Genomic DNA, 21589 nt, shown 5'->3' on the forward strand with positions numbered 1-21589 from the left:
ACCGGAGGGATTAAGATGAACTGGAAACAAGCACTTGAAGGGATGAACCCATATAAACCAGGCAGATCGATTGAAGAAGTGACGCTTCTTTATGGATTGAAGGAAGTCGTCAAGCTCGCATCAAACGAAAATCCCTATGGCTGTTCACCATCTGTCAAAGAATTTATCACATCGGATGCTATTCAGCACGAAATTTATCCGGATGGGTATGCAAGTACATTACGCAGTAAGGTTGCAGCTAAGCATGGTGTCAGTGAAGATGCATTGTTATTTGGTAATGGTTCTGACGAAATCATCATGCTCATTGCAAGGGCGCTGCTTGACAAGGGAACGAACACCATTATGGCAACGACGACCTTTCCGCAATATGCACATAATGCCAAAATTGAAGGAGCGGAAATCAGGCAAATCCCATTACAAGACGGCCAGCATGACTTAGATAGTTTTGTTCGTGCAATTGATAACGAAACTTCCGTTGTCTGGATATGCAATCCGAATAACCCAACAGGTAATTTGATTCCGAGTGATCGGTTAAAAGCCTTTCTTGAACAAGTGCCTGAAACGGTTCTTGTAGTTCTAGATGAGGCTTATTTTGAATATATTACTGCGGCTAATCATGTTGACTCGGTTACGTGGTTACAAAGTTTCCCGAATATTATTATTCTACGGACATTTTCTAAAGCTTATGGGCTCGCTGCATTTAGAGTTGGTTATGCAATTGGTCAGCCAGAGGTTATTACGAATCTCAATAAAGTGAGAAGTCCATTTAACAATAACTCGATGGGACTTGCTGTTGCTGAACAAGCATTGGCAGATCAAGCATTCATCGATCATTGTCGTCAGGTTAATCATGAACAGCGGCAGCGTTTTACACAATATGCAGCAGATAAGAACTTGCATATTTTCGATTCAGAAACGAATTTCATGCTAATTGAAGTGCCAGGCGATGCAGATCAAGCCGCCGAGCAATTATTGCAGCAAGGTTTTATCATCAGAAGTGGTAATGCACTTGGAACACCCGGTTATGTCCGTGTGACGATTGGAACAGAACAGCAAAACAGTGATTTCTTCGCTGCGTTTGATACGTTATTAGTCGTAGAAGGTTCGGCAACATGAAATTACAGGTTACAATTATCGGGCTTGGTTTGATAGGGGGGTCGCTTGGACTTGCTTTGAAAAGAGACCCTGAAGTACAGATAACTGGGTATGATCGTTCGTTTAGCACATTAGACCAGGCATTCCGCAGAGGCGTCATTGATACGATTGCTACATCCGTTGAAAATGCTTGTGAGCAGGCAGATGTGATTATTTTTGCTACGCCTGTCAATACGACAGTTGCGATGATGCAGCAGGCAGTGGACTGGACGGTAAAAGAAGATGTTATTATGACAGATACAGGTAGCACAAAAGGTCCAATCATGGAGGCAGCCAAAGCGTTGCTCGACCGTGGAATTACGTTCATTGGCGGTCATCCGATGACAGGATCCCATAAAAGCGGCATAACCGCTGCTAAAGGACATTTGTTTGAAAATGCGTATTACATATTAACGCCAGATACACAAGCGGCTAGTAGTGAGGTGGAACGACTACGTCAATTACTTGTACCAACAAAGGGCAAAGTTGTCGTGCTGGAAGCGGAAGAACATGACCGCATGACGGCTGTTGTAAGCCACTTTCCACATCTCATCGCCTCATCCCTTGTCGGGCGACTATCAGCGCAACAACAGCAGCCTTTCATCAATAAATTGGCAGCAGGTGGTTTTCGTGATTTAACGCGTATCGCTTCAGCAGACCCTGTTATGTGGCGTGACATTACGACGCAAAATAGAGTAGAGCTGTTAAAGCAATTGGATGGTTGGTTGGAAGAAATGGGCAATGTAAGGGATATGCTAACATCAAATAATCCTGCTGAAATCTATGATTACTTTGCCGAAGCAAAGAAATATCGAGATGACTTGCCTATTGCTTCACAAGGTGCGTTTTACACAACATTTGATCTGCATATCGATATTCCAGACCACCCGGGTATTATTTCAGAAATCACAAAAATACTAGCTGATGAACGAATTAGTTTGACGAATATTCGTATTGTTGAAACACGCACAGACGTCTTCGGTATTTTGGTTATTAGCTTCCAAAGTGCTGATGACCGAGAGCGTGCCAAAACTGCACTGTCTAAAGCGATGGATTATAGTATGCAAATTGTTTAGGAGGGATCTTTTTGGTAGAAATGAAAAAAGTAGCGTTTGAGAAACCAATATTGCAAGGTGAAATTACAGTACCTGGTGATAAATCGATTTCACACCGTGCTGTTATGCTTGGCTCTATTGCCAAAGGGACAACATCCATAACAGGATTTCTAGACGGTGAAGATTGCTTGCGGACGATTGATATCTTCAAACAACTAGGTGTCTCCATAGACAGAAATGGTACAGATGTAACCGTGGAAAGCCCAGGGATGTATGGTTGGAAACAGCCCTCTGGCAATTTATATGCAGGTAATTCGGGGACAACAGCACGGCTTATACTTGGTATATTGGCCGCTTCACAAATAACTTCCGTCCTAACGGGCGATGAATACTTGTCGAAACGCCCGATGAATCGAGTGTCATTGCCGCTAAAGTCGATGGGGGCGTCGATTGAAGGCGAATCTGAGAGTAGCAATCTGTTACCTTTAACTATTAAAGGCGGTGCTTTAACTGCTATAGACTATGACATGCCTATCGCTAGTGCGCAAATAAAGTCGGCAATTCTTTTTGCTGGGCTAACGGCAGATGGTGAAACGTCTGTCAGCGAACAGACCGTGTCGCGTGATCATACAGAACGGATGCTTGAACAATTTGGAGTAGCTATTCGTAAGGAAGGCAACAAAGTTTGGGTCAGGGGCGGTAGTGTCCTGAGTGGGACAGCGGTTCGTGTACCAGGTGATATTTCGTCAGCGGCATTTTTTATGGCTGCGGCAGCGATGGTTAAAGGTAGTTCCGTGACGTTCAAGGATGTGGGGCTTAATCCAACAAGGACGGGTATAGTAGATGTCTTACGGGCAATGGGTGTCAAGGTTGACATTCTTGAGCAATCAGACGGACCAGGTGAACCATATGGTACGGTTACTATTTCACATGATGGATTGCATGGGACAGAAATTAGCGGTGATCTCATTCCAAGACTGATTGATGAGTTACCGGTCATCGCATTACTAGCAACGCAAGCGCAAGGTGTGACAGTTATTAAAGATGCAGCCGAGCTACGCGTTAAAGAGACGGACCGTATTACAGCGGTCACAACGGAGTTGAAAAAGCTAGGTGCAAAGATCGAAGAGACGGAAGATGGAATGATTATTCATGGACCAACTGCATTGTCAGGTGGCACGCTGTCCTCTTACGGTGATCATCGTATCGGCATGATGGCAGGGATTGCAGCGCTGGTTGCATCGGGCCCGATTAACATTGAAGACCCTTCGTGCATTAATATTTCGTATCCGACTTTTTTCAATGATCTCGAAAAACTTGCCTTTCCTGTTCACATTCAAGGATAATAGCGAATGTATATAATGTGAAAGAACAGGTGAACATATGGGACAGTTACAGCAAGTTGAAAGATATATTCAGGAAGGTGATGTAGACGCTTTAGGTCGTCTCATCGATCAGTTAAACGAATCGACTGATTTCGATATGCTATACGAAGCAGCGGGGTTACTTGCAGATTACGGTTTCATGGGTGAGGCGGATCGCATTTATGAGACATTGCTTCTTCATTTACCAGATGAAGCGCAGCTTAAAATCGACCGTGCAAGTACGCTACTTGAATTAGGTGAAGAAGACGAGGCGCTACTCTTATTGACAGATGTAGGGCCAGATGACGAAGAGTATGTGCAAGCACTGATGGCGCTAGCTGACTATTATCAAATGTCTGGTATGGCGGAGGCGGCACTGTCTAAAATTCAAGAAGCACATGCACTTGTGCCGTATGAGCCAGTTATTCGCTTTGCTTATGCAGAGCTGCTCCTCGACTCTGGTAAGTATGCAGAGGCCGTTCGTTTATATTTGGATTTGCATGAGGAAACAGATGAAATAGGCGGAATAAGTATACTGGCAAGGCTTGCGGAGACATATAGTGCAGGCGCGGCTTATGAAGAAGCAATTCCTTATTATGAGGAAATGCTAGAAGAGCAAGTTATGCCGGACACATTGTTCGGGGCGGCATTTGCCTACTTCCAAAGTGGTAACGCAGAACGAGCAGTTGCACATTTGACGAACTTAATCGATATGGATCCGGATTATTTTTCCGCTTATATGCTAGCAGGACAGTCTTTATCTGTGATGGGAGAAGATCGAAAAGCGTATGCGATGTTCAAAGATGGGATACGGAGAGATGAGTTCGATAAGGAGCTTCGCTTAGCGGCGGGGAAATCGGCTTTAAAACTAGGCTTGCCTGAAGAAGCAGAAGAGCATTTATTTGAAGCACTCGCCTTAGATCCTGAATATATGGAGGCGCTCATTACACTCGCTTCATTGTATAATGAAAGAGAAGAAGATACGAAACTGTTTGAACTCCTTTCGGATACAAAAGAAGAGTGGGATGATCACGCCTTACTCAATGCTTTTCTGGCTTATGCCTATGAGCGAGAGGAACAATACGAAGATGCATACGTATCCTATAGTAAGGCATATGTTGGAATGAAGGAAGATCACGGGTTTCTTGAAAGCTTCGCCAATTTCCTATTAGAAGAAGGAAAGCGAGAAGAGGCACTTGTAGTTGTGAAGGAATTGGTCAATCTTCTTCCTGAAAATGAGTATTGGAGAGCTTATCTGGAAGCACAAAATGACGAGGAGGTGTGACATGACGGCCATGATTCCTGTTGCTGCTAAAAAGGATTTTGTTCGCTGGTTCTTAAAGCAGTACAAATTGAAGCGCCGTGAATGTGTGTGGATATTGAATTATCTTCTTAGCCATGATCACCTTCTGCACAATGTCCACTTTACAGATGAAGCACATTATTGTCCCCGTGCGATGGTGATGTCCACAACGGGGTCGGAAAGTATTCCATTTCGCTTTTATAAAGGGAATTTGATGACTGCTGATGCCGAAAAATCATTTCATGATTTAAGGCTCCACCCAGAGGATAACATGTATATTCAACTTAATTTTCCAAATAGCCATGCTTGTCCGCAGTATGCGAGTGTTCGCGAGGAGAATCCATTTCTACCTGCTTATTTGCAAGTGAGCGAGAGTGATCGTAAAATTGCCCAGCAATTACTGGAGGAGAGTGTCGCCTTTGCGACAGTAGATACCTTGATGAAGAGGGTTGACGAAGCTTTAGACGCCAATGATCGGGATAGATTTCTCGTACTATCTGCTATGTTGAATGATTTGAAGGTATCGAAGGAATGAAGACTCCATCTTATTAGGGAAGGGTAAAGTTCCATCCTTCCTTGATGGGGTCCTTTAGTATTTTTTATGGAGGTTTTTTGTCATGAACTGGACAGCTAAGGATATGGATACATATTTGCAACAGAAAGAGTATATTGATACCTTGATCATACCGCTTTTAAAAGTGGAGACGGAACCGGGGGCGATGAAGAATAGTTCGTCATCTTCAGAGTTTCTCATGCATCTCACGGCATTTATCGAAACACAATTTAAAGGGCGTATGATGCTTATGCCTCCATTTGCCTACACACAGTCGGTGGATTTGCAAGCAATGGCTACAACGCTTGCGAAGGATGTTTCAGCGACTTCTTTTAAACATGTATTTTTTTTGACGACAGATTCTGCGTGGACAAGTATTGAAACGGGTGGAGAAGTCATTTGGCTACCCTCGATCCCGCTGGAAAGCATGGACCCGCAGTTGCGACAAACGATTATTGAAGATCAGCTTCGACAAGTGTTGCCGAGATTCACAGAAAAGTGGTCACAGCAATAATCAATTACGCCTCGGCGTAATTGTGTCCGGACTTTTATCGAGCTCGGTGCGAACAGGATGTAGGTCATGCAGGCGTTACCACAGGAAGTGGCGACCTTAGCTTGGGTTCCCCATTTAGCGAGGGCTTTTGTTGAATGAAGATAAAATTCGATTTTTGTTCACAATCTTACATCTGTAGAGAAAGCATGATTGAATTTCCTTAAGTATTGATATATCATAGATATGTCCTAGTATTACAATTAGCAAAAATATGTCCATTGGACTGACCTTTAAGTAAGAGGAGGGAAAATGATGAGCAACAAAGTGTCAAGACGCCAATTCATGAGTTATACACTTATGGGAACTGGTGGATTCATGGCTTCTGCAATGCTGATGCCAATGATTCGATTTGCAATTGACCCAGTTTTGCAAGAATCGACAGGTGGAGATTTCATTCCAACATCGCAAAAAGTGGCCGACCTTACAGATATTCCAGTTCGTGTCGACTTCACAATTAAGGATCGAAAAGATGCTTGGTATAAATCCGACGTGTCAAACACTGCTTGGGTTTATAAAGAAGGCGATGAAGTCGTTGCACTTTCTCCTGTTTGTAAGCATTTAGGCTGTACGGTAAACTGGGGTGGAGATGATAAGCACCCAGATCAGTTCTTCTGTCCGTGTCACGCAGGACGTTACACGAAAGATGGTAATAATGTACCTGGAACACCACCGACAGGACCACTTGACGAATATGAAGTTAGCATCGTTGACGGATTTGTCTATCTTGGAGTAGTTAAGGCAAACACATTAGTTTAAAATTGTAAGGGGGTACGACCGAAGTGCTAAATAAAATTTATGATTGGGTTGACGAACGGTTGGATATCACCCCAATATGGCGTGATATCGCTGACCACGAAGTACCTGAGCACGTAAACCCTGCACATCACTTTTCTGCATTCATTTATTGTTTCGGAGGCTTGACGTTTTTCGTCACGGTTATTCAGATTCTTTCCGGTATGTTCCTTACAATGTATTACACACCGGATATTGAAAATGCATGGAAATCCGTTTATTACCTTCAAAATGAAGTAGCATTCGGTGAGATTGTGCGTGGGATGCACCACTGGGGAGCTTCGCTCGTTATTGTAATGATGTTCCTACATACGTTGCGTGTCTTCTTCACAGGTTCTTATAAGAAACCACGTGAGCTAAACTGGGTTGTCGGAGTATTAATCTTTATGGTTATGCTTGGACTTGGTTTCACTGGTTATCTATTGCCATGGGATATGAAAGCAGTATTCGCTACGAAAGTAGGAATCGAGATTGCAGCTTCTGTTCCGTTCATTGGAGAATCGATTAAAATCCTGCTTGCAGGGGATTCAACGATTCTAGGTGCGCAAACATTAACGCGTTTCTTTGCAATTCATGTATTCTTCTTACCAGCTGCTTTGCTTGGGTTGCTTGCAGCACACTTTATCATGATTAGAAGACAAGGTATTTCTGGACCTCTATAAGAGGCATAGAATTTTAAAGAGATTGTAAAGGAGGGGACACTATGCAACGCGGAAAAGGGATGAAATTTGTTGGAGATTCGCGCATTAAGGCCACAAATAAAATGCCGAACGTCCCGAAGGATTACTCAGAATATCCAGGGAAAACAGAAGCTTTTTGGCCAAACTTCCTTTTGAAAGAATGGATGATTGGTGCCGTTTTCTTGATTGGATATTTAATATTAACAGTTGCCCATCCGTCTCCGCTAGAACGTCAAGCGGACCCAACGGATACAATGTATATGCCTGTTCCGGACTGGTACTTCCTTTCCATGTATCAGTTACTGAAGTATGAATTTGCTTCCGGACCTTATAATATTATTGGAGCACTTGTTATGCCAGGACTAGCATTTGGAGCATTGATGCTTGTACCATTTATGGATACGACAAAAGAACGTCGTCCATTCAAACGTCCATTACCAACGGCATTTATGTTACTTTCATTTGCTGCTCTGTTCTATTTGACATGGGAATCTGTTGTGAACCATGATTGGGAACAGCAAAAAATTCAAGGAGCTATTCCTGTTGAAGCTGAGTTTGATATGGAAGCAGAAGGCTACCAAATCTACGCAGCCGCTTCATGTATTACCTGTCACGGCGATGCCTTCCAAGGCGGTCTTGGCTTACCACTAATTGATACCGGTTTGTCAGCTGAGGAAATTACAACAATCGTTCATGATGGTCGTGGTGCTATGGCCGCAGGATTGTTTGATGGAACAGACGAAGAGTTACAAGTTCTTGCTGAATATATCGCAGAGTTGAAGAGCGAGTAATTAGCAGTACGTAAAAAAGAGTCAGGAAACTGACTCTTTTTTTGTATACATATAAAAATTATTATGGAGAGGTGTCTATGGGTTTATTGATACAGAGGATTTGGCTCATTCTTTCACATAAATCATTTCTTTGGATTTTGTTATTTATTAATTTATTAGGTACGGTGTATGGCTACGATTGGTATATGTGGCAGCTGGAAATCACTGAGCCGAAGTTTTGGATTTTTGTTCCTGATAGCCCGACAGCAAGTTTGTTTTTTACGCTTGCCATTATCGGTTGGCTAATTGGACGTAATTTTAAGCTGATAGAAGCGCTTGCACTCATTACGCTCGTTAAGTACGGTTTATGGGCGGTCGTTATGAATATATTGACGCTTATCGAGACAGGTGAACTCAGTTGGGTTGGCTGGATGCTTGTTGGTTCGCATTTTGCGATGGCTGTTCAAGCTGTACTGTATAGCCAGTTGTATCGCTTCAGCTTTGGTCATATTGCGCTAGCGGCTATTTGGACGCTTCATAATGATGTTATTGATTATGTGTTTGGCCAGATGCCTATCTACGGTGATTTGATGAAATATATGAATCAGATTGGTTATTTCACGTTCTGGTTGTCGATAGCCTGTATATTACTTGCTTGTTGGGTATGGAGGAAAAGAATAGCTGCTGTTAAATTGAGATAAATCAATGATACCTAGGAACAATTAGACATTTGTGACATCAGCCGGATACTTGCGTTCTTCAGTAGGGAACTTCTTCTGATGAATGCAAATAGTTGCAGTAGCTATGCTCTCGTTATAAAATAGAGTTTATAGATAAAAGGGAGGAAATCGGTTATGTCGTTTTGGATTTACTTGGCGGCAATTATTATTCTGCCACTTTACGCTCAATTTAAAGTGAAAAGTACGTATAAAAAGTATTCGAAAGTCCGTTCAACATCAGGTATGACGGGAGCAGAAGTTGCTCGTCGTATTTTAGATTATAATGGTTTGCAAAATGTACAAGTCGTAGAAAGTAAAGGTTTTTTGAGTGATCACTACAACCCGATGACAAAAATCGTTGCGTTATCTTCGCATAATTACCACGAAGCATCTGTTGCTGGTACAGCTATTGCGGCACACGAAGTTGGCCATGCGATTCAGGATAAGGAAGCCTATTCATATCTTCGTTTCCGTCACCGTTTAGCACCTGTTGCGAGCATTACGTCTAATGCTTCTTGGGTATTCATTATGATTGGTATTATTTTCTCAAGCATGAACTCGTTGCTTGGAATCGGGATTGCATTGCTTGCAGTTGGGGTTGTGTTCCAACTTGTGACATTACCAGTGGAATTCAATGCATCGACACGCGCGATGAATCAAATTGTAGAGCTAAATATTATTCGTAACGAAGAAGAACCACATGCTAAGAAAGTACTGAGCGCAGCAGCCATGACATACGTTGCAGCCGCGGCAGTAGCTGTTCTTGAATTGGTTCGTTTGTTATTGATTTTCACAAATAGAGACTAAATCGATAGAGAATCCGTCCTCAAATACTGAGCGACGGATTTTTTTAATGCCATTCTTTCATGCCTGAGGATTAACCAAAAAATAACTTAATTAAATATCAGGTGTTCTATGTGTAAGTATTTTGGCGGTTGAAGCTTTCAGCATAGTCTTTTCCATTGTTATTTTAGAAAGTGACACTTTCTTATAGGGCTTGCTAAAAAGTAAAATAGGACACCTTGTACAAGGTGCAAGAGTTCCCGAAATTGTATCTTCGGGAACTTATACTCTTTAACAATGTCATCTATTCTTTTCTTCCCAAGCATCTGTATTTTTCACTTAAATATTGTAGGTGTGCGACAGGTAATTATTCATAACAAGATGACCGAAAAAGCATGGCTAGAAATGACGGAGTCATCTCTCTAGCCATGCTTGATCCTCGGTAATTATGTCTTGGATATTTCACTGAAAGCGAACCGAAAATAGCCCGGTGGAAAAGGAAATTTTTAAGCCTTTATTTAGTCACAATTTATGCAAGTAAATGGTTAATCACCAGGTGTGCTATTTTTTTAGCTATCGTTCAAGCGGTCGTTTCTGGTCATCTAGCGTGAAGCCTTCACCCATCACATCATAGGCGTCGATGAGGGATACGAACGCGTGTGGGTCGATGGAAGTGATGATGTTTTTTAAGCGCATCACTTCGTTTCTACCGACAACGCAGTATAAAACTTCTCGGTCAGCCTTCGTATAATGTCCGTAGCCTTTTAGGACAGTGACGCCACGATCCATTTCTGTTGCGATTTTTGCTGCAATTTCGTCTTGTGCATTAGAAATGATAAATGCTCCCCTTGCTGCATAAGCCCCTTCTTGTACAAAGTCGATGACGCGGGCGCCAACGAACAAGGCGACAAGCGTATACATCATCGAACGATGATCCAAATAGACCGCCCAGGAAACGAGTATGACAACTGCATCGAACATAAACATTGTTTTTCCCATGCTCCAGCCCATGTATTTATGAGCAAGACGTGCGATAATATCTACACCGCCTGTTGTACCGCCATATCTAAAAATAATACCGAGCCCAATTCCGATGAACAGACCGGCAAACAAAGCGACAAGGAAAAGATCATCTTTTAGATGAATATCAATTTGATAAATCATAAAGATTTTGATAAAGACAGATACTGCAACAGTTCCGATAACAGTGTAGATGAATACCCTTTTACCTAACAGCTTCCAGCCGATAATGAACATGGGAATATTGAGAACAAGGTTCATAATAGCGGGGTCCCAATTGAATGCAAATAATAAAATAAGTGTAATCCCTGTAAAACCACCTTCGGCAAGTTCATTTTGAATATTAAAATGGACGAGTCCGAAACTGAAGATAGCAGCGCCGAGTATGATGAAAAAGATATTTTTAAATTTAATTCCGTCTAGCATTCAATGCACACCTCTCAGTTTAAGCAATAGTGCTATTATCAGTCATATTTTATATTTTGACAATAGTGGCGTTAATTTATACGATAGGATAAGGAGTTGATACAAATGGAGTCATCAAAGTCGTTGGATGAGCTACAACAGGAAGTTGATTTGTACATAAATGGTTTTAAAGAAGGCTATTTCCCGCCGATGGAATTGCTCGCCCGCTTGACGGAAGAGCTTGGTGAGTTGTCGAGGGAAGTTCAACATGTCTATGGGATGAAAAAGAAAAAATCGAGTGAGGCAGTCCGTTCACTTGAAGAAGAAACTGGAGATTTGTTTTTTGTGCTCGTCTGTTTTGCTAATTCACAGGGGATTAGCCTAGAAAAGGCATTGACGACCGTGGTAGATAAATTCAAACATCGTGATGCAGATCGCTGGACAAAAAAGGAGGAAGTTTGATGATAAAAGTTGCGATTGCAGGAATACGTGGCAGAATGGGAAGTACGGCACTTCAAGCGATAACGGCAGCACCTGATATGGAAGTGGTCGCTGCCCTTGATTATAAATATGCGGGGATGTACTTACATAATTCAATCATTACGGAAGAGCGCGTGGGAGTACCGTTTTACACGTCACTTGTCGAATTGGCGGCTGATACAGAGCCCGATGTTCTGCTTGATGTGACGGACCCAGATGCAGTTTTCATGAATGTGAAAGAGGCGATAGGGCTTGGCATACGTCCAGTTGTTGGGACGTCTGGTCTTTCCAAAGAACAGATTTCGATTTTATCCAACTTGTCTACTGACGCCCAATTAGGCACAATTATCGCACCGAATTTCTCAATAGGTGCTGTCCTAATGATGAAGTTTTCGGTTATGGCGGCACGCTATCTTGGAGATGTTGAAATACTTGAAATGCATCACGATCGAAAACTTGACGCACCATCAGGAACGGCAGTGAAAACAGCTGAAATGATTACAGCCGTTAGGGAACCACATCTGCAAGGTCATCCAGAGGAGCAGGAACATCAGGCGGGCGCACGCGGTGCGGATGTAGAAGGGATGAAAATCCATAGCATTAGACTACCGGGATTACTTGCACATCAACAAGTGCTTCTGGGGGGCGAAGGTGAATTACTTACGATCCGTCATGACTCATTTGACCGTAATAGCTTTATGCCAGGTATTCTGATGGCGGTACGCGATGTGACTGTAAGGAAAGATCTTGTTTATGGGCTTGAGAATATTATTGATTAAACGGTAATTGAAATTAAGTAATGATGCTAGAACGAAAGGAAATGTTGAAATTGAAAAAATTGAAAGTAGGTGTAATCTGCTATCCTTCACTAGGAGGGTCTGGGGTTGTGGCAACTGAACTTGGGAAAATGATGGCAGATAGGGGTCACGAAATGCATTACATAACATCGGGTATGCCTTTCCGTTTCCTCGAAGCCCATCCTAACATCCACTTTCATGAAGTTAAAATCGACGGCTATGCAGTTTTTAAATATCCACCTTATGATATCGCACTTGCTAATCGCATTGCACAAGTGATTGAAACGGAAAAATTAGATTTGCTACATGTACATTATGCTGTCCCACACGCCGTATCCGCTGCGCTTGGTAAAGATATGGCCAATTCAACGATTGGCGTCATTACAACATTGCATGGAACAGATGTCACGATTCTAGGACATGATCCGGCACTGCGTAATACTGTCCGCTATGGTATTAATAAATCAACCATTACAACGACCGTTTCTGAATCACTACGACAAGAAACGCTTGAATTGATTGGACCGGAAAAAGATTTGTTGACGATTTACAATTTTATAGATGAAGACAAATATCATCCAGTTGAGCCTGGAAGATTGAAAAGTGAACTGGGCATTGGACGGGATGAAAAAGTAATTATTCATATTTCTAACTTTAGAGCTGTAAAACGCATTCCTGATATTATTGAAAGCTATCGACGTGTCGCTCAACAATCGAATGCGAAATTGTTGCTTGTTGGTGAGGGACCGGAAAAAGCGGCGATGGAAGAACTTGTTCGTGAGTTGGGTTTACAAGATGATGTTATTTTCACTGGCAAGCGCGATGATTTACCAGAGCTCCTCGCCATTAGTGATGTTATGTTTTTACTGTCAGAAAAAGAGGCATTTGGACTTGTATTATTGGAGGCATTTGCTTGTGGAGTACCCTCTGTTGCGACGGCCATTGGGGGAATTCCCGAAGTGGTTGAAGATGGCGTCAATGGTTTTCTCGTTGAACTTGGTGATGTGGCAATGGCTGCTGATAGAGCACTTCAATTACTGATGGATGATCAATTGCATGCGTCATTTCAGCGAAATGGGCTGGCGACAGTTGCGAATAAATTTCATTCAACAACGATTGTGACACAGTACGAAAAATTGTATTATGAAGCGGCGGGTAGCCAATGACAGCCCATTTTGCAACAGAGTCAAGTCGCGAAGTCATCCGTTTACTTGAACAAGCGGGCTATGAGGCTGTATTTGTTGGGGGAGCGGTCCGAGATTATGTCTTGGGAAAACCGGCAACGGATATTGATATTGCCACCTCGGCAAAGCCTGAAGAAGTAAAGGCATTATTTCCAATGACTGTAGACATTGGGACAGCGCATGGAACGGTTCTTGTATTGATGAACGGGGAACCGATTGAAGTGACGACTTACCGAACAGAAGGGACGTATAGCGATCATCGTCGCCCGGATGAAGTGCAGTTCGTTACCTCATTGCGGGAAGATTTACTACGTAGAGATTTCACGATGAATGCACTCGCGATGACAAAAGATGGTGAACTGATTGATTTATTTGGTGGGCAGGAGGACATGACGCGTCAACTGATTCGGGCTGTTGGTCATGCGGCAGATCGTTTTGACGAAGATGCCCTTCGAATGTTTCGTGCGGTACGCTTTACATCTGTTCTCGATTTCGCAATTGAAGAAGATACATTTGAAGCGATTCGTAGCTATGCGCCACGGATTCAGTATATTTCAGTGGAGCGATTAAAAGCAGAGATGGGTAAGCTGTTTAAAGGTGCTAATCCTATAAAGGCATTCCATTTCATCGAACAAACGGGACTTGCTAGTCACTTGCCTTTATTCCCAGAAAGTATCGACAAGATCAACAAAATGGTGCCTTTCGAGACGGCTACCGAAGGGTGGGCTTGCGTAATGCTTGCAGGTGGTTTTACCCCAGGGCAGGTTGCTAAAGCGTATAAGCTCTCGAATGCTGAGAAAACATTTTTATCGGCGGTGCACCAAGCATCTACGGTAAGATACAGTGCTTTGTTTACGATTGATGATTATTATAAGTTCGATGTAGCAGTCCTTTTGTTAGCTGAAAAGTGGGTTCATGTAATGGGTCATTCAAGCCAAGTGTTGACAAAGAGAGAGGTTATCTCTAAGAAACAGTCATTGCCGATTCAATCGGTTGCCGATTTAGCTGTAACAGGCAAAGATTTGTTAGGTTGGACGGGATTACGTGGTGGCAGATGGACCGGTGAATGGATTGGAAAAATCACGATAGCTGTTCTTCATGGGAAATGTGAAAATAATCCAAACAACATAAAGGAATGGTTTTTCAATGAATTCAAGAGTGAAAAATGAGTTGCTGAAAAGATTATTTGAAGCGAATGGCGAACCCGTATCTGGACAGGAAATCGCCGATGAATACGGCTTATCAAGAACGGCGATTTGGAAATACGTTAAAGAGCTTGAAAAAGAAGGCTATGAAATTGGGACAATCCGCAAAAAAGGCTATATGCTTATTGGCTCACCTGATCGAGTGAATGCAGCGAATGTCCAGCAACATTTGACAACTAAAAATTATGGTCAACATATTCGATATTTTGAAACCTGTGAGTCTACCCAGATTATTGCACATGAAGAGGCGCAAAATGCTGCGCTAAATGGCACAGTCATTATTTCGGAAGAACAGACGGCAGGAAAGGGGCGCATGGCGCGTCCTTGGAGTTCCAAATCAGGTAAAGGGATTTGGATGAGTGTGATTTCACGGCCGTCGTTGACTCCGCAGCAGGCACCGCAGATGACGCTTGTAGCAGCAGTTGCTGTCACACGCGCTATCGAAGAGCTAACGGGTATTGAACCAACAATCAAATGGCCCAATGATATTTTAGTGGATGGTAAAAAAGTGACAGGCATTTTGACAGAGCTGCAGGCAGATCCAGACCAAGTGAAAGCAATTATTCTCGGTATTGGTATGAACGTCAATCAGGAGCTAGCTGACTTCCCTGCGGAATTACATGATATTGCCACTTCCCTACAAATTTTAATGGGCAAGCCTGTTGATCGTCCGCAATTGATTGCAAAAATTCTTGGATTTCTTGAACTGTATACGACTATGTATGAAAATCATGGTTTTGGTCCTATTAAACTGTTGTGGGAAGGCTATTCCAATACGACAGGCAAACGGATTCGTGCAGTGATGTTGAATGAAACATTGGTAGGCACTGCAATTGGCATATCCGATGAGGGTGTACTAGAATTGCGGTTAGATGATGGCTCAATCCGTGGTATTTACTCTGCCGATATAGAGGTTTCGAGTTGATTCGGCAGGACTTTTAGGTAATCAGAAACTGTGACAACTTTTTGAACTTGATTTGTATACATGCATCTGTCAATTTGTTATAGTAGTGTCGAAGGGCGGTATCAGTTTGTGAACTGCACCTGTTAGTGATACCTAGAAATTTTAAAATTCAATAGGATCTGCCTTGATCTTTACTAAGACAGGGACGGAGGAAACCATTACGTGATGATACAATCCTTCTGTCCATATTATGGGTGGAAGGATTTTTTATAGTCGGTTTTCTCCCAGAGAAGGGAGCAAAATAAGATGAAAAGTACACTTGATTTTATCAACATGAAAAAAGAGGGCGAGAAAATTGTCATGCTGACAGCTTATGATCACCCTTCAGCAAAAATTGCGGAAGAAGCAGGGGTAGATGTTTTGCTCGTCGGTGATTCGCTCGGTATGGTCGTTCTTGGTTATGATTCAACGGTTTCTGTCACGGTGGATGATATGATCCATCATGGAAAAGCAGTGAAAAGAGGAGCGACGGATACATTCATCGTCGTGGACATGCCATTCGGTTCTTATCATGGCTCTGACGATAGTACACTTGCTGCTGCGGTCCACATGTTCCAACAGACGGGTGCGCATGCCTTAAAAGTTGAAGGAGCAGGGCAAGTGATTGACAAGATTCGTCTGTTGACAAGCGTAGGAATTCCGGTTGTTGGGCATCTTGGCTTACTTCCTCAATCTGCAGCAGTTGTAGGTGGCTATAAGGTGCAAGGAAAGACGGCTGCGGCGGCACAGCAACTGATTGAAGATGCACGCGCTAGTGAAGCAGCGGGAGCTTGCATGATTGTATTGGAATGTATCCCGTATCAGCTAGCAGATGAAGTGACAGCGGCAGTATCTATTCCAGTCATTGGGATTGGTGCAGGGGCAGGAACAGACGGACAAGTACTTGTTTTCCACGATACAGTCACATATGGTAGTCATCGCGTTCCGAAATTTGTCGAAACATTTGCTGACGTTGGAACGGTCATTGGTGAAGGAATCACAAAGTATGTCAAAGCCGTTAAAGAACAATCTTTTCCTGCGGAGCATCACCGTTTCACGATGAAGGCAGAAGAGTTGGTGTCTTTGTACGGAGGTAAAAAAGGTGGCGAATGAAGTGACAGCACTATCAATTGTGCATACGATTCAAGACTTACAGCAATTGCTGACTGAACGTCGACAACAAGGATTGTCAGTCGGTTTTGTCCCGACGATGGGCTTTTTACATGAAGGACATTTGTCATTAGTGGAGCAGGCTAGGCAACAAAATGACGTTGTTGTCATGAGTATTTTTGTCAATCCGGCTCAATTCGGTCCTGGGGAAGATTTTGAGGCGTATCCGCGTGATATAGAGCGTGATGCGCGTCTTGCGACTGAAGCGGGTGTTACTATTCTGTTCATGCCGACACGAGAGGAAATGTATCCGCAAGAAGGTGGAATTCGTATTTTACCTGGTCCCCAAGCAGCAGAACTTTGCGGAGCATCTAGACCGGGACATTTCGATGGTGTGTTAAAAGTCGTGTTGAAGTTGTTCAACATCGTTGATCCAGATCGTTCGTATTTTGGTTTGAAAGATGCGCAACAGCTAGCGATTATTGAGACGTTTATCCGTGATTTTAATTTGAGAACGAAGATTGTCCGTGTCCCAACAGTTCGTGAGCAGGATGGCTTGGCGAAAAGTTCACGCAATGTCCATTTGACGGAAGCGGAGCGTAAGGAAGCGCCTGTTATTCAACAAGCCCTTCAATTAGGTGCAGGGTTAGTTGTAGAAGGCTTGTCAGTGAATGATATAGAGCAACAAGTAGCCGATGCAATTGTTACAAATAGTTCAGGTAGCATTGACTATGTGTCATTGCTGGCGTATCCAGAGCTGACACAAGCAGATGCGACTAGCAAGGAAGTTATACTTGCGTGTGCCGTGAAATTTAGCAAAACAAGATTGATTGATAATATAATTATTCCACTAAAAGGATGAGTGTTATGTTCAGAATGATGATGAATAGTAAATTGCACCGTGCAACTGTCACGGAGGCCGATTTAAATTATGTGGGAAGCATTACGATTGATAGCGATGTGCTAGATGCTGCGGGCATGCTACCGAATGAGAAAGTGCATATTGTCAATAATAATAATGGTGCAAGATTTGAAACGTATATTATTGCAGGAGAACGTGGTAGTGGTGTCATCTGTGTAAACGGAGCAGCAGCAAGACTCGTTCAGCGTGGCGATATTGTTATCATTATCTCCTATGCCTATGTAACAAACGAAGAAGCGTTGACGCATGAACCAACCGTTCTTATTATGGACGAAAAAAATGGCGTGAAAGAAGTCATCAAAGAGAAGCAAGGGATGACGTACGCATAACGTCTCGTAATAGGACTCCTATGGAATCGGTAGACGATGATTTCATAGGGGCTTTTTTGTTTTCAAACGCTGAAATGTGATACAATTTACCATATAAGAAGAACGTGTAAGGGAAGTTCTGAATACGCCAAGGCTTATTCGATTAAGAAAGTTGATGATTGAGTGGACAACAAAACGTATGCAGTTGTTGATCTGGAAACGACTGGTCATTCACCGGTCAAAGGAGACCGGATTATTCAGCTAGCAATTGTGTTTATAAAAGATGGGGAAGTTGGAGACAAGTTTGTCCGTTTCGTCAATCCGGGGCAAAAAATTCCGGCTTTTATCCGTCAGTTGACGGGCATTACAGATGAAGACGTTGCTGGGGCACCGTATTTTGAAGAAATTGCTGAGGAAGTTGCTAGTCTGTTGGAAGGGACGGTTTTCATCGCACATAATACGGACTTTGACTTATCTTTTCTACAAAATGAGTTTAGCAGATGTGGTATTCGGAAGTGGGTAGGTAAAAAAATTGATACTGTTGAATTGTCTAAGATTATGTATCCTTCAGCAGCCAGCTATCGACTGCAGGATATTGCAGAGGATTTAGGTATACCACTGGCATCTGCTCACCGTGCGGATGATGATGCGGCGGCTACAGCTAGGCTTTTTCTTGCATGTATGGAGAACATGAATCGCTTGCCGGAAGAAACGTTAAATCTTTTACATCGTAGATCTTTCCGCTTGAAATCGGACTTATCGACATTGTTTTATGCAGCGTTAAAGCGAGCACGGACATCCAGAACGAGTAAGGTTTTTTCATCGTTTCGTGGAATTCCGTATCGTCCAATACCAGTTCCAATTACCGATCATTTTGAAACGCCGACGTATCCAGTGGATGAGCAACAGAAAACGGTATTATTGAAAAAAGCATTTCCAGCATTCGAACGGAGAGAATCTCAGTTTGGTTTCATGGATGCGGTGTGGAGTTCTCTTACCAGTGAGACAGAAATGATTGCAGAGGTGCCGACGGGGATTGGCAAAACGACCGCTTATTTGCTACCGGCAGCCATACATTCTATCGCGGTAGGGAAGCCTGTCGTCATCAGTACATTCACTAATCATCTAGCGGATAAAATTATGGCCGAGGAGCTTAATAAAGTGAGTTCAATGCTCGGCTCTACTGTTACAGCAACAGTGTTAAAAGGCAGAGAGCAGTATATTTCATTGGGGAAATTTGAAGAACTGCAACGCATTACAGATGAGTCGTATGACGAAACGTTTTCCATCATGCAAGTGCTTGTATGGCTAACGGAAACAGTGACGGGTGATTTAGCAGAGTTGAATGTATCGGGTGGAGGACAGCTATTTGTGGATCGTATCCGCAAGCGTTCCAACTTACTCGCCGTTGATGAAAAAGCGGCAGATTTTCACTACAAGCTGTTGGAAACATGCGGACAGTCGAACATTATTATAACCAATCACGCGATGCTGCTGGCAGATGGCAATCGTGAACAACTGATTTTCAATTCACTAGCAGGACTTGTCGTCGATGAAGCCCATCAATTCGTCCAAACCGCATCCCGTTTGAATGAAACCGTATTTTCCTTTACGAATTGGAAGTATGTTATGGGGCAAATGGGCTCGGATGCGACCGGACAATTATTGCATCAAGTCAATGCACTTAACAAAAGAACAGGCATGATGGGACGTTTACATAAAAAAGCCTATTTAGATGAAGCGTTCATCAAGTTCACGACATCATTTGATCGTGCAGTTAGTATATTAACGACTTTTGATCCATCTATGAATAACAAGCAGCAAGGCAATCGTGTTGTGTTCCCGCTCGATAAATTAGTAGACAGTCGACTATGTTTTGCAAAAGTGGCTGAAGCAATGGCTGATTATATTAGCAAAGCAGAACAATTTACCCGTAGTATAGCTAGTCAGCTCGATAATTTAACACGTAAAGAGCAAGCGGTTGTAGCCGAATGGAATTATTGGGTTCGTGAAATGACGATAAAGGCTGGAGAATGGGTGGAAATTTTTCTGGATAACGATTCAGAGGACTACACAGTTTGGATGGAAAAAGATCGGCGAAGTATTCCAGGAAGTCTAGTCGTTATTAAACGTTCACTCGATAGCTCGTCTGCCATCCGTACTTTTATCGATAGATTAAAGGCAGAGAAGACAGGGATTGTTTGGACATCAGGAACGTTGACTGTTCAAGATAATGAGCGTTTTATAACTCGGCAATTGGGCATTGACGACTCAATCCCACTCCTTACATTCGATGCACCTCCGGAATTTTATGCGGGGGCTGAAATTGTCATCATCGACGATATGCCAGATATTCAGCAGGTGACGCAGTCAGAGTATATTGAAGCAGTTGCTCATGCAACTGTCCAGACCGTATTGGCGACGGGTGGACGATTATTTGTGCTATTCACCTCGCAGGATATGCTGCGCAAAACGTATGATTTGATTGTAGAAAGTGAGCAATTAGAAGACTATGCACTGTTTGCCCAAGGAATTAGTGCGGGAAGTCGTATTCGATTATTGAAGTCTTTTCGACAATTTAATAAATCTGTCCTTTTTGGCACAAATAGCTTCTGGGAAGGCGTGGATGTACCTGGGGAAGCATTATCTGCCGTTATCGTCGTAAGGTTGCCGTTTTCATCTCCAGATGAGCCAGTCTTTAAAGCGAGGGCGGCCAAGTTGACCGCTGTTGGGGTAAATCCATTCAACGAATTTGCACTGCCAGAAGCCGTTATGCGGTTAAGACAAGGGTTTGGTCGGCTTATTCGTTCTTCGACAGACAAAGGGTGTTTCATTATTTTAGATCGGCGGATTGAAACGAAGTCTTACGGCCGACATTTTTTAGCCTCTCTTCCAGATGTGCCTGTCAAAAAAGTGTCGCTCGAACATATGGTGAATGAGCTCGAAAATTGCTATACTGAATAGGTGAAGTAGGAAAGCACTTGGAGTGGAAAAATCGTCTTTGGACGCACAGGACGTGGATTACTATGCTAGGTTGGATTAAATTCATTGTCGTCTTCCTTGTGGCACTAGCTTCTGTCATTACGATTACCGTTTTATACAATGCCGATAAGCCTTTTTCAGAGGCTGAACAGGCAGCGATTGACTCTGTATTGGGCTCGGGACAACTTGTTTCTGCAAGTTCAACAGATGTGTTCAATGGAACGGTGCCAATGGTCACAGTATATGGTGTAGATGCAGAAGATGAGGAAACAGCGGTTTTTGTAAGTCCGCAAAGGGTGGACGGCTTTGAGGAAGTAAAGTTGAAGGATGGCATTACTGCTGAGCAAGCGATTGCCAACGTCAAACAAGAGTTACAAGTAAACAAGATTTTACATGTGACGCTTGGATTAGAGGTAGAAGGCCCAGTTTGGGAAGTCGCTTTCACAAGTGACAATGGTAAACTGAATTATGTCTATGTCTTTTTTGACACTGGGCAATGGTGGAAACGAATTTTAAACCTATAAGGG

Annotated in this window: 22 protein-coding genes; 21 read left to right on the forward strand and 1 reads right to left on the reverse strand. The window is 42.9% G+C overall.

Features of this window, described 5'->3' with window-relative positions; all coding sequences use genetic code 11:
• The first annotated feature begins 15 nt into the window (after positions 1-15).
• From hisC to MKZ10_RS08925, 11 genes are all read left to right on the forward strand, one after another.
• The gene (hisC, locus tag MKZ10_RS08875; RefSeq protein ID WP_342509860.1) at positions 16-1116 is read left to right on the forward strand and encodes a histidinol-phosphate transaminase; all 1101 of its coding nucleotides are present in this window, start codon (positions 16-18) and stop codon (positions 1114-1116) included.
• On the forward strand, positions 1113-2210 hold the full coding sequence (locus tag MKZ10_RS08880; RefSeq protein WP_342509862.1) for a prephenate dehydrogenase: 1098 nt from the start codon (positions 1113-1115) through the stop codon (positions 2208-2210). Before hisC ends, MKZ10_RS08880 begins: the two co-directional genes overlap by 4 nt.
• 20 nt (positions 2211-2230) lie before the next feature.
• Positions 2231-3535, forward strand: a complete 1305-nt coding sequence (gene aroA / locus MKZ10_RS08885) for a 3-phosphoshikimate 1-carboxyvinyltransferase (protein ID WP_342510118.1) — start codon at positions 2231-2233, stop codon at positions 3533-3535.
• A gap of 37 nt (positions 3536-3572) precedes the next feature.
• A complete protein-coding gene (locus tag MKZ10_RS08890) occupies positions 3573-4838 on the forward strand; it encodes a tetratricopeptide repeat protein (protein WP_342509864.1) in 1266 nt (421 codons plus the stop codon).
• A gap of 1 nt (position 4839) precedes the next feature.
• On the forward strand, positions 4840-5391 hold the full coding sequence (locus MKZ10_RS08895; protein WP_342509866.1) for a ReoY family proteolytic degradation factor: 552 nt from the start codon (positions 4840-4842) through the stop codon (positions 5389-5391).
• A gap of 82 nt (positions 5392-5473) precedes the next feature.
• Complete coding sequence (locus tag MKZ10_RS08900; protein ID WP_342509868.1) at positions 5474-5923, forward strand: DUF2487 family protein; 450 nt, start codon at positions 5474-5476, stop codon at positions 5921-5923.
• Between the two features lie 288 nt (positions 5924-6211).
• Positions 6212-6718 carry a ubiquinol-cytochrome c reductase iron-sulfur subunit gene (locus MKZ10_RS08905; protein ID WP_342509870.1) on the forward strand — a complete coding sequence of 169 codons (507 nt, stop codon included), beginning with the start codon at positions 6212-6214 and terminating at the stop codon, positions 6716-6718.
• Positions 6719-6741: 23 nt separating this feature from the next.
• Positions 6742-7416, forward strand: coding sequence for a cytochrome b6 (locus MKZ10_RS08910; protein WP_340738598.1), 675 nt, complete (start codon positions 6742-6744; stop codon positions 7414-7416).
• A 41-nt stretch (positions 7417-7457) separates the two neighbouring features.
• Positions 7458-8225 (forward strand): c-type cytochrome, encoded by a 768-nt coding sequence (locus MKZ10_RS08915; RefSeq protein ID WP_342509874.1) that lies wholly within the window; start codon positions 7458-7460, stop codon positions 8223-8225.
• A gap of 77 nt (positions 8226-8302) precedes the next feature.
• Positions 8303-8905 (forward strand): DUF1405 domain-containing protein, encoded by a 603-nt coding sequence (locus MKZ10_RS08920; RefSeq protein WP_342509876.1) that lies wholly within the window; start codon positions 8303-8305, stop codon positions 8903-8905.
• 153 nt (positions 8906-9058) lie between these two features.
• A complete protein-coding gene (locus MKZ10_RS08925) occupies positions 9059-9730 on the forward strand; it encodes a zinc metallopeptidase (protein WP_342509878.1) in 672 nt (223 codons plus the stop codon).
• Positions 9731-10279: 549 nt separating this feature from the next.
• On the opposite strand, the gene MKZ10_RS08930 is transcribed toward MKZ10_RS08925, so the two are convergent.
• A complete protein-coding gene (locus tag MKZ10_RS08930; RefSeq protein WP_342509880.1) occupies positions 10280-11152 on the reverse strand; it encodes a YitT family protein in 873 nt (290 codons plus the stop codon).
• Between the two features lie 105 nt (positions 11153-11257).
• Between MKZ10_RS08930 and MKZ10_RS08935 the strand changes: the two genes are divergently transcribed.
• From MKZ10_RS08935 to MKZ10_RS08980, 10 genes are all read left to right on the forward strand, one after another.
• Entirely contained in the window at positions 11258-11593 is a 336-nt protein-coding gene (locus MKZ10_RS08935) for a nucleotide pyrophosphohydrolase (RefSeq protein WP_342509882.1), read from the forward strand.
• A complete protein-coding gene (gene dapB, locus MKZ10_RS08940; RefSeq protein WP_342509884.1) occupies positions 11590-12390 on the forward strand; it encodes a 4-hydroxy-tetrahydrodipicolinate reductase in 801 nt (266 codons plus the stop codon). The genes MKZ10_RS08935 and dapB overlap by 4 nt, the downstream gene beginning before the upstream one ends.
• Before the next feature lie 41 nt (positions 12391-12431).
• The gene (gene bshA, locus MKZ10_RS08945; RefSeq protein WP_342509886.1) at positions 12432-13574 is read left to right on the forward strand and encodes an N-acetyl-alpha-D-glucosaminyl L-malate synthase BshA; all 1143 of its coding nucleotides are present in this window, start codon (positions 12432-12434) and stop codon (positions 13572-13574) included.
• A complete protein-coding gene (locus MKZ10_RS08950) occupies positions 13571-14761 on the forward strand; it encodes a CCA tRNA nucleotidyltransferase (protein WP_342509888.1) in 1191 nt (396 codons plus the stop codon). Before bshA ends, MKZ10_RS08950 begins: the two co-directional genes overlap by 4 nt.
• Entirely contained in the window at positions 14739-15722 is a 984-nt protein-coding gene (locus tag MKZ10_RS08955) for a biotin--[acetyl-CoA-carboxylase] ligase (protein ID WP_342509890.1), read from the forward strand. The genes MKZ10_RS08950 and MKZ10_RS08955 overlap by 23 nt, the downstream gene beginning before the upstream one ends.
• Before the next feature lie 285 nt (positions 15723-16007).
• Positions 16008-16853 carry a 3-methyl-2-oxobutanoate hydroxymethyltransferase gene (gene panB / locus MKZ10_RS08960; RefSeq protein ID WP_342509892.1) on the forward strand — a complete coding sequence of 282 codons (846 nt, stop codon included), beginning with the start codon at positions 16008-16010 and terminating at the stop codon, positions 16851-16853.
• Positions 16843-17712: a pantoate--beta-alanine ligase gene (gene panC / locus MKZ10_RS08965; protein ID WP_342509893.1), complete on the forward strand. Its 870-nt coding sequence runs from the start codon at positions 16843-16845 to the stop codon at positions 17710-17712. Before panB ends, panC begins: the two co-directional genes overlap by 11 nt.
• 5 nt (positions 17713-17717) lie before the next feature.
• Entirely contained in the window at positions 17718-18101 is a 384-nt protein-coding gene (panD, locus tag MKZ10_RS08970; RefSeq protein WP_342509895.1) for an aspartate 1-decarboxylase, read from the forward strand.
• 162 nt (positions 18102-18263) lie between these two features.
• Entirely contained in the window at positions 18264-21044 is a 2781-nt protein-coding gene (dinG, locus tag MKZ10_RS08975; protein WP_342509897.1) for an ATP-dependent DNA helicase DinG, read from the forward strand.
• Positions 21045-21106: 62 nt separating this feature from the next.
• Entirely contained in the window at positions 21107-21586 is a 480-nt protein-coding gene (locus tag MKZ10_RS08980; RefSeq protein ID WP_342509900.1) for a DUF5590 domain-containing protein, read from the forward strand.
• Positions 21587-21589: the final 3 nt, after the last annotated feature.

The sequence above is a fragment of the Sporosarcina sp. FSL K6-2383 genome (assembly GCF_038618305.1).
Classification (GTDB): Bacteria; Bacillota; Bacilli; order Bacillales_A; family Planococcaceae; genus Sporosarcina.